Below are 253 nucleotides of genomic sequence, written 5' to 3' on the forward strand. Positions count from 1 at the left end.
GATAAAGTCGTTTTCTTATTAGATGGTGAGGTGATTCATGAGCATGCTGAAAGTAAAGGATGGAAATTTCGAAATATCCCGCAACAAGTTATCCACATTCAAGAGATTATGAATCGTCACTTTAAAGTAGGAGGTAAAGGTGATGCGATGGGTAATTAAGTATGCGGTAAAATCGATGAAACAAAATTGGTTGCGAAATATGTTGATTGCCCTCGGTGCAGCTTTAGGTGTTATGTTAGCGACGATGTTATTG

The 253-nt window shown here is 37.9% G+C and carries 1 pseudogene; it reads left to right on the forward strand.

The annotated features are described in order from the left end of the window. Positions 1–159, forward strand: a pseudogene (locus tag JDS96_RS31290) (ABC transporter ATP-binding protein); the annotation flags it as partial. Positions 160–253 lie beyond the last annotated feature (94 nt).

It is taken from the genome of Bacillus cereus group sp. N21 (genome assembly GCF_016483395.1).
In the GTDB taxonomy this organism is placed as follows: domain Bacteria; phylum Bacillota; class Bacilli; order Bacillales; family Bacillaceae_G; genus Bacillus_A; species Bacillus_A pseudomycoides.